1 protein-coding gene is annotated in these 276 nt (G+C 41.3%); it reads left to right on the forward strand.

Annotated elements, in window-relative coordinates; genetic code table 11:
* On the forward strand, positions 1-276 hold a 276-nt coding region (locus HUK49_RS10925; protein ID WP_235981164.1), incomplete at both ends, for an aconitase family protein.

Genomic DNA, 276 nt, shown 5'->3' on the forward strand with positions numbered 1-276 from the left:
GACGGACTTGGCTTTGAAAGTGACACAGCTGCTTCGTCAAGAAAATGTAGTTGGAAAATTTGTGGAATTTTTTGGACCTGGCTTATCCTCCCTTACTCTTGCAGATCGTGCGACAGTCTCAAATATGGCTCCTGAATATGGTGCAACCTGTGGATATTTCCCAATTGATTCTGAAACCCTCAATTATATGAGATTGACCAACCGTACAGAGGAGCAAATTGAGTTAACAGAAGCATATGCAAAGGCAAATCACTTATTCTATGACAGCACAGCTAT

The sequence above is a fragment of the Limosilactobacillus portuensis genome (assembly GCF_014838735.1).
In the GTDB taxonomy this organism is placed as follows: domain Bacteria; phylum Bacillota; class Bacilli; order Lactobacillales; family Lactobacillaceae; genus Limosilactobacillus; species Limosilactobacillus portuensis.